Source organism: Bradyrhizobium sacchari, assembly GCF_002068095.1.
GTDB classification, from domain to species: Bacteria; Pseudomonadota; Alphaproteobacteria; order Rhizobiales; family Xanthobacteraceae; genus Bradyrhizobium; species Bradyrhizobium sacchari.
Window position 1 is genome coordinate 190435 of the sequence record NZ_LWIG01000009.1, and the last position, 7389, is coordinate 197823.

Consider the following 7389-nt stretch of genomic DNA (forward strand, 5'->3'; position numbering starts at 1 on the left):
TTCAGATCGTTTCGGGTCGGAAACTGCGCCGCCGTATCGGCCGGGTGATCCGGCGTCTGCGCCAGCACCGCGCCGGGGACCGTCGCGATCGCTGTGCCCATGAGGGCGATGGCGGCAACAGTCCAGCGGTTGAAACGATTTGAGAACATCAGGGCTCGCCTTGGGTTGGTAGTGCCTGGGTTTGCAGCAGAAGGCCGTCTCGCATGCGAACGCGGCCAGTGGCATCGGGACCCGGAACCGTCGAGCCGACAATGCCGCTTTTGGCGTCTCGCCGCAAGGATTCGGACCGGGCGGTCCCCTCCGCACGGCCCAAATCGGCCAGCTGACCGGTCAAGAGCGCCCCAAGACGCCGCTACTATGGCCTTATCGTGGCCGCGACCGGTGGCTGCGGCCCGGTTCTCACGCGAACGTGCGCCAGATCACCCTTTACGACGTCGCGCGCTCGGGCCGAGGGCGTTCTTACATGGCCTCGTAGTTCGGGCCGCCGCCGCCCTCCGGCGGAACCCAGGTGATGTTGCCGTTGGGGTCCTTCACGTCGCAGGTTTTGCAGTGGACGCAGTTCTGGGCGTTGATCTGGAAGCGCGGGCTCGTCCCCTCCTCGACCCACTCATAGACGCCGGCCGGGCAATAGCGATTCGAGGGACCGGCGAAGACGTCGTGCTCCGAGGTCTTCTGCAGGTTCATGTCCGCAACCTTAAGATGGACCGGCTGGTCCTCCTCGTGATTGGTGTTGGACAGGAACACCGAGGACAGCTTGTCGAAGGAAATCTTGCCGTCCGGCTTCGGGTAGTTCTTCGGCGCGTGGCTCTTGGCCGGATCGAGCGTGGCGCGGTCGGGCTTGCCGTGCGACTGGGTGCCGAAAAGCGAGGCGCCGAACAGCGTGTTGCACCACATGTCGAAGCCGCCGAGCGCGACACCCAGCACGGTGCCGAACTTCGACCACAGCGGCTTGACGTTGCGAACCAGGAACAGGTCCTTGCCGACCGACGAGGAGCGCCAGGCGTTCTCGTATTCGACGAGCTCGTCATTGGCGCGGTCCGCGGCGAGCGCAGCCGCGACATGCTCGGCCGCCAGCATGCCGGTGCCCATCGCATTGTGCACGCCCTTGATGCGCGGCACGTTGACGAAGCCGGCCGCGCAACCGATCAGCGCACCGCCGGGGAAGCACAGCTTCGGGACCGACTGATAACCGCCCTCGGTGATGGCGCGTGCGCCGTAAGCGAGCCGCTTGCCGCCCTCGAAGACGCCGCGGATCGAGGGGTGGGTCTTGAAACGCTGGAATTCGTCGAACGGAGACAGATAGGGATCGTCGTAGTTGAGATGCACGACGAAGCCGACCGCGACGAGATTGTCGTCGTAATGATAGAGGAACGAGCCGCCGCCGGTCTTGAGGTCGAGCGGCCAGCCGAACGAATGCTGGATCAAGCCCTTCTGGTGTTTTGCGGGATCGATCTGCCAGACCTCCTTGAGCCCGATGCCGAACTTCGGCGGCTCGCTCTTGGCATCGAGCGCGAACTTGTTGATGAGCTGCTTGGTCAGGCTGCCGCGCGCGCCTTCGGCGAACAGCGTGTACTTGCCGAGCAGTTCCATGCCGCGGGTAAAGGAGTCCTTCGGCTTGCCGTCGCGGCCGATGCCCATGTCGCCGGTGGCGATGCCCTTGACCTTGCCGTCTTCGTCATAGAGCACCTCGGCCGCGGCAAAGCCCGGGTAGATCTCGACGCCGAGCGCCTCAGCCTTACGCGCCAGCCAGCGGCAGACATTGCCGAGCGAGCCGACATAGCAGTGATGGTTGTCCATCAGCGGTGGCATCAGGAAGCCCGGCAGCTTGATCGCGCCGCCGCCCGTCATCCAGTAGAAGCGGTCGTCCTTCACCTGCGTCTTCAGCGGACAGTCGGAATCGTCGCGCCAGTCCGGGATCAGCTTGTCGAGCCCAGCCGGGTCGATCACCGCGCCCGAGAGAATATGCGCGCCGACCTCGGAGCCCTTCTCGACCACGACGACATTGAGATCGGCGTTGAGCTGCTTCAGCCGGATCGCGGCCGACAGGCCCGAAGGGCCGGCGCCGACGATGACGACGTCGAATTCCATGGATTCGCGCGGGGGAAGTTCTTCGGTGCTCATCTGATCTCAGCCCTTGAGACGGTCCTCGGTCGTTTGCGCCCCCTTGTTTCCGATTTTTCCGGGTAGGACAACCTCGGAATCACGTTCCGGCGGGATGCAAGGCGCCCCAAGGGGGTTCTCTCCGGTTCTGGCAGACCAGAACCGGGGAGTCCCGATCATTTTTAGCGCGCTTTCTTTACGCGAACCGGTGCCCACTTCGCTTGAAAACGCTATGCTATAAAAGTCAGACTTTCCCATGATCCCCGAACCCGCACCCACCGTCCGAGAGCTGCTCGCCTTCTATCTGGAGGCGGGTGTCGACTGCGCGCTTTCGGAGGAACCGATAGACCGCCTGGCGGAAATCGACGCGCCGCCACCTGGCCCGCGCGCCGCGCCGGTCGAGGCGCCCCGTCCGGTCGCCGCGCCCGCAGTGATGCGCGGCGAGGCCGCCCCTGCACCCGACGTCGCCATTGCTTCGGCGCGCGAGGCTGCGCGCACCGCGCCGACCCTGGAGGCGTTGCGCGAGCTGATGCAGAATTTCGAGGGCTGCGCGCTGAAGCACACCGCGACGCGGCTGGTGTTCGCCGACGGCAACCCGCAGGCGCGCATCATGTTCGTCGGCGAGGCGCCGGGCCGCGACGAGGACATCGAGGGACTGCCCTTCGTCGGGCGCAGCGGCAAGCTGCTCGATTTGATGATAGGCGCCATAGGCCTCAACCGCACCACCGCGTACATCGCCAACGTCATTCCCTGGCGGCCTCCGGGCAACCGCACCCCGACGCCGCAGGAAACGCAAGTGTGCCTGCCCTTCATCCAGCGCCAGATCGAGCTCGTGAACCCGGATGTGCTGGTGACGCTCGGCAATCCCTCGACGCAGACGCTGCTGTCGACGCGCGAAGGCATCATGCGCACGCGCGGGCGCTGGTTCGACTACGACACCGGCCAGCGCACCATCCGCGCGTTGCCGACGTTTCACCCGGCTTATCTCTTGCGCTCGCCGTCCTACAAGCGGCTGGCCTGGCAGGATCTGCGGGCGATCGCGAAGGTGCTGGCGGGCGCGTAAGGGGCGGAATGCTCCCTCCCCGTCATTGCGAGCGCAGCGAAGCAATCCAGAATGCCTCCGCGGAAGATCCTGGATTGCTTCGTCGCAAGAGCTCCTCGCAATGACGACGGAGAGAGCGCGCTACGCTCCCTTCGGCCGCACGATGGCCCAGCCGATGCGCAGCAGCTGCTGGCGGCCGGTCACCAGCCATTCGAACGCGCGCGGCACTTCCGGCACGATGCCGGGGAAGCGCTTGAGGATTTCGGGCGGCGGCGTGCCGGCGGTGTCGGAGGCGCGCCAGACCACGACGCCGCCGGTCTCGGCGAATTTGGCCGGATTCATCCACGGCGTCCGCGCAGGGTCGGCGTCGATGAAGAGATGCGGCCGGCCGGAATGCAGCGTGATCAGGCTGGCGAGCTGGGTCTCGCCGGCAACCGCGCGCAGGCGATGGTTGGTGCGTCGGGCGAAGCTCTCGTCGAAGAAATCCGAGATCGCGCGCGCCGGCATCGAGGTCGCAATCTCGTTGGCGCCGGTCCAAGGCAGGAACAGCACGGCGAGCACCACACCGGCGGCGGGCGCGACGACGGCGGCGGCCCATACCGTGCGCAGCATCCGCGCCCGGCGCATCGCGATGAGGTCGCCGGCCATGACGACCACGGCAAGCCCCGACATGACCAGCACGACACCGGCGCCGCCGACGACGGAATCGAGGCCGAGCACGGCCGAGATCAGCACCGCGCCGAGCGCCGGCGCCAGCGCGAAGAAATAGACGAAGTTGCGCGCGAGCGGCTGGACCGGCGGGCGGTAGATGATCGGCGCGTCCTCGCCCTTGGCGACGAACAGGCGGGTGTTGAGGAAGGTCAGCGCCGGAATCGCGGCCGCTCCCAGCACGAGCCCGCCGAGCAGCCAGGCCGCGTGCAATGCGCGGGCGTTCAGCTCGGCAAGCTGCGGCAGGGCCGGCAGCACCAGCGTTTCGGCCCGCATCAGCCAGACGGCATAGGGCAGCGCCAGCACGGCGACGACGATCAGGGCGAACAGCGGATCGAGCGCGCGCAGCGTGCGGCGGCCGCCGGCGGTTGCCAGCGCAAAGATGACGAGCAGCGCGAGCAGGAAGATCGCCGCGGGCGTCGTCAGCAGCAGCAGGCCGGCCTCGATCGACCAGGCGAACCAGGCATTACCGCGGCGCTGGCCGATGATCTGCCAGGAATGCAGCAGCAGCAGCGCCCAGAGCGGGCGGGCCAGCACCAGCGGGCCGAAGTCCAGCGCGGACGAAGAGAAGGCCAGCACCGTCATGGTCAGGAGCACGGCCAGCACCGCCTGCTGCGAGCCGACCACGGCGCGGGAGAGATGGTAGAGCGCGATGAAGGTCGCGATCTCGCAGAGCTGGGCGAGCACATAGACGCCGAACATGTGGCCGCCGGCGAGGCGATAGGCGATGTCGGCGAGCCAGACCGGCAAGGGCGGGCCGAGATCGGTGCCGACCTGGTATTCCCTGCCGAACGCCAGCAGCGTCGCCAGCGTGCCTGGGGGGCTGCGGTAAAACACCAGCGCCACGAACAGCCACATCAAAGCCTGCAGCAGCACGGCGATCCACACGATCAGCCGCGGCCGGGCGCGAATGAGCTCGATGACCAGGGAGGTAAACCGCATGCAACGTCCGAAAAGATGCAGCCAACCCGTCCAGCCGGCCCTATTCGCTCACGGCTACTTTGATAAGGGGCGTCACGCGTCGTGGCAACGACCGTCTGCCCTAGAGGCCGGCAGAAGCATCAATTTCAACGCTTGCATCCACCTGCACCTCGACCTCGCTGACCTCGAACAGATCCCGTACCGGCTCCACGGTCCAGGGCATGTGCTTGGCCCGCGCCGCCGCAACCGGGGCGAAGAAGCTGCGGTGGTGGATGGTGGGGCCGAGGCGGTCGAGGGCGTCGAGGTGCTCGGGGACGGCATAGCCCTTGTGCTGCTCGAAACCATAGCCGGGGCAGTCCTGCGCCAACGCGCACATCAGGCGATCGCGCGTCACCTTGGCGACGATGGAGGCCGCCGCGATCGACAGCACGATGCCATCGCCGCCGATCACCGCCTCGCAGTCGCAAGGCGTGTCGAGCCGGTCGCGGCCGTCGACGAAGACATGCTTGGGCGCCTCGGGCAGCGCCACCACGGCGCGCTTCAGCGCCCATAGCGAGGCGCGCAGGATGTTGTCGCGGTCGATCCGGGCGCGTGAGGCAACCACCACCGAGACCTGCGCGGAGGCGCAGATCTTGTCGAACAGTTTTTCGCGCTCCTCGGCGGTCAGGCGCTTGGAATCATCGATGCCGCGCGGAATGCGGTCCGGATCGAGAATCACGGCGGCCGCCACCACGGGCCCGGCCAGCGGACCGCGGCCGGCCTCGTCGCAGCCGGCGACCGGCCAGACCCCGCGTTTGATCAGCGCGCGCTCGCGGCGGAAGCTCGGCGGCGCAATTGCGATGATGCCTTTCTTGCCTGCGGCGTCCTTGACGTCGGCAAGCTTGGCCGCCTTGGCGGGCGCTGCCTTCTTCGCAGCATCCTGTTTTGGCGCACCTTTGGCCGGCTTCCTGGCGGACTTGTCCCGAATCATGGCCGGGATCGTGCGCAAGCAGCCGGGCCGGCGCAACCGGGAACCCCGGATCATTCCCCGTTATTCAGGCTTGCCGTCCTATTCCGCCAGATGCACCCGCCGATCCTCGCCGACCTCGATGCCGGGCGCCACCACAGCCTCCCAGACATGGCCGTCGGGATCGGCGAAATAACCGCAATAGCCGCCGTAATCGGTCGCGCACCCCGCCTTGAGCAGCCTTGCGCCCTTGCTGAGGGCGAAAGCCAGCACCGCATCGACCTCCTCGCGCGTGCGGCAGTTCCAGGCCAGCGTGGTGCCGCGGAAGGCCGCCGGCCTCGGATCATCAGGCAGGCACGCATCCGCCGCGAGCTGGTCCCAGGGAAACAGCGCGAGCACCGGACCGCCGGTGTCGTAGAACGCGACGGCCTCGCCGGTCGCCTTCAGCCGGCGCGAAAAGCCGAGCGCGTCGTAGAAGGCGATGCTGGCGCACATGTCGCTGACGCCGAGCGTGATGACGGTCAGGCGCGGCACCGGCACGGTGAGTTCCAGACTCATGCTACGCCTCTTCGAGTTTCCGATCAGAGCTTGCCCGCTCAGAACAGGCTGAGCTGCTCGCCGTTCCGCTTCGGCCGCGCGAAGTGGTCCGTCGTCAGCTTGGAGCGGCGCTTGTTGAGGCCGAGCCTGTCGCAGGCGATCTCGAAGCGTCGGCCGATGGTCCAGGCCATCGGGCCCGTACCTTTCATCCGCTCGCCCCATTTCGCGTCGTAGTCGCGGCCGCCGCGCATGTCGCGGATCAGCGTGAAGACGTGGCGGTAGCGATCCGGATAATTCGCCATCAGCCATTCGCGGAAGAGATCGCGCACCTCCAGCGGCAGCCGCAGCAGCACGTAAGAGGCTTCCTTGACGCCGGCATGGGCGGCGGCATCGAGGATGCGCTCGATCTCGGCATCGTTCAGCGCGGGGATCACGGGCGCGACCATCACGGTGGTGGGAATGCCGGCCTCCGAGAGCTGCTTCAGCGCCTCCAGCCGCTTCGTCGGCGTCGAGGCGCGCGGCTCCATGGTGCGGGCCAGCTTCGGATCGAGCGAGGTGACTGATATCCCGACCTTGGCGAGGTTGCGCTTGGCCATGCGCGCGAGAATGTCGACGTCACGCACGACCAGCGCAGATTTGGTGACGATGCCGACGGGATGGCCGGAGCGCTCCAGCACCTCCAAAATGCCGCGCATGATTTTGCGCTCGCGCTCGATCGGCTGATAGGGGTCGGTGTTGGTGCCGATCGCGATCATGCGCGGCTCGTAGCCGGGGGCGGCGAGCTCCTTCTCCAGCAGCGAAGGCGCCTCGGGCTTCACGAACAGTTTCGACTCGAAGTCGAGCCCCGGCGACAGGCCGAGATAGGCGTGGGTCGGCCGCGCAAAGCAATAGACGCAGCCATGCTCGCAGCCGCGATAAGGATTGATCGAGCGATCGAAGCCGATATCGGGGGAGTCGTTGCGGGTGATCACCTTGCGCGAGGTGTCCACCGCCACCGTCGTCTTGAACGGCGGCAAATCCTCCAGGCTCTGCCAGCCGTCGTCGAAGGCGACGCGCGCCTCGGCCTCATAGCGGCCGCTGGCGTTGGACTGGGCACCGCGGCCTCGCCTGCGCTGGCGGTCGATTGCGACCGCCA

Annotated in this window: 6 protein-coding genes and 1 pseudogene; 1 reads left to right on the forward strand and 6 read right to left on the reverse strand. The window is 67.1% G+C overall.

The features are described 5' to 3' along the window. Both A5906_RS46365 and A5906_RS13570 read right to left on the reverse strand, forming a co-directional pair. Positions 1-359: pseudogene (locus A5906_RS46365) on the reverse strand (hypothetical protein); the annotation flags it as partial. Between the two features lie 100 nt (positions 360-459). After that, positions 460-2121: an electron transfer flavoprotein-ubiquinone oxidoreductase gene (locus tag A5906_RS13570; protein ID WP_080135689.1), complete on the reverse strand. Its 1662-nt coding sequence runs from the start codon at positions 2119-2121 to the stop codon at positions 460-462. A 235-nt stretch (positions 2122-2356) separates the two neighbouring features. On the opposite strand from A5906_RS13570, the gene A5906_RS13575 reads away from it, so the two are divergent. Beyond that, entirely contained in the window at positions 2357-3163 is an 807-nt protein-coding gene (locus tag A5906_RS13575; protein WP_080135690.1) for a uracil-DNA glycosylase, read from the forward strand. A 120-nt stretch (positions 3164-3283) separates the two neighbouring features. On the opposite strand, the gene A5906_RS13580 is transcribed toward A5906_RS13575, so the two are convergent. From A5906_RS13580 to A5906_RS13595, 4 genes are all read right to left on the reverse strand, one after another. Beyond that, complete coding sequence (locus A5906_RS13580; RefSeq protein WP_080135691.1) at positions 3284-4792, reverse strand: glycosyltransferase family 39 protein; 1509 nt, start codon at positions 4790-4792, stop codon at positions 3284-3286. A gap of 100 nt (positions 4793-4892) precedes the next feature. Beyond that, on the reverse strand, positions 4893-5741 hold the full coding sequence (gene rnhB, locus A5906_RS13585; RefSeq protein ID WP_080135720.1) for a ribonuclease HII: 849 nt from the start codon (positions 5739-5741) through the stop codon (positions 4893-4895). Positions 5742-5819: 78 nt separating this feature from the next. Then, on the reverse strand, positions 5820-6275 hold the full coding sequence (locus A5906_RS13590) for a VOC family protein (RefSeq protein WP_080135692.1): 456 nt from the start codon (positions 6273-6275) through the stop codon (positions 5820-5822). A gap of 38 nt (positions 6276-6313) precedes the next feature. Beyond that, the coding region (locus A5906_RS13595) for a PA0069 family radical SAM protein (RefSeq protein WP_245326719.1) at positions 6314-7389 on the reverse strand (1076 nt) is incomplete at its 5' end.

What these genes read in the sequence shown, in the direction of transcription:
- rnhB (WP_080135720.1), bottom strand. Translation starts at nt 5,741, where the DNA reads ATGATTCGGGACAAGTCCGCCAGGAAGCCGGCCAAAGGTGCGCCAAAA.
- A5906_RS13575 (WP_080135690.1), top strand. Translation starts at nt 2,357, where the DNA reads ATGATCCCCGAACCCGCACCCACCGTCCGAGAGCTGCTCGCCTTCTAT.
- A5906_RS13590 (WP_080135692.1), bottom strand. Translation starts at nt 6,275, where the DNA reads ATGAGTCTGGAACTCACCGTGCCGGTGCCGCGCCTGACCGTCATCACG.
- A5906_RS13580 (WP_080135691.1), bottom strand. Translation starts at nt 4,792, where the DNA reads ATGCGGTTTACCTCCCTGGTCATCGAGCTCATTCGCGCCCGGCCGCGG.
- A5906_RS13570 (WP_080135689.1), bottom strand. Translation starts at nt 2,121, where the DNA reads ATGAGCACCGAAGAACTTCCCCCGCGCGAATCCATGGAATTCGACGTC.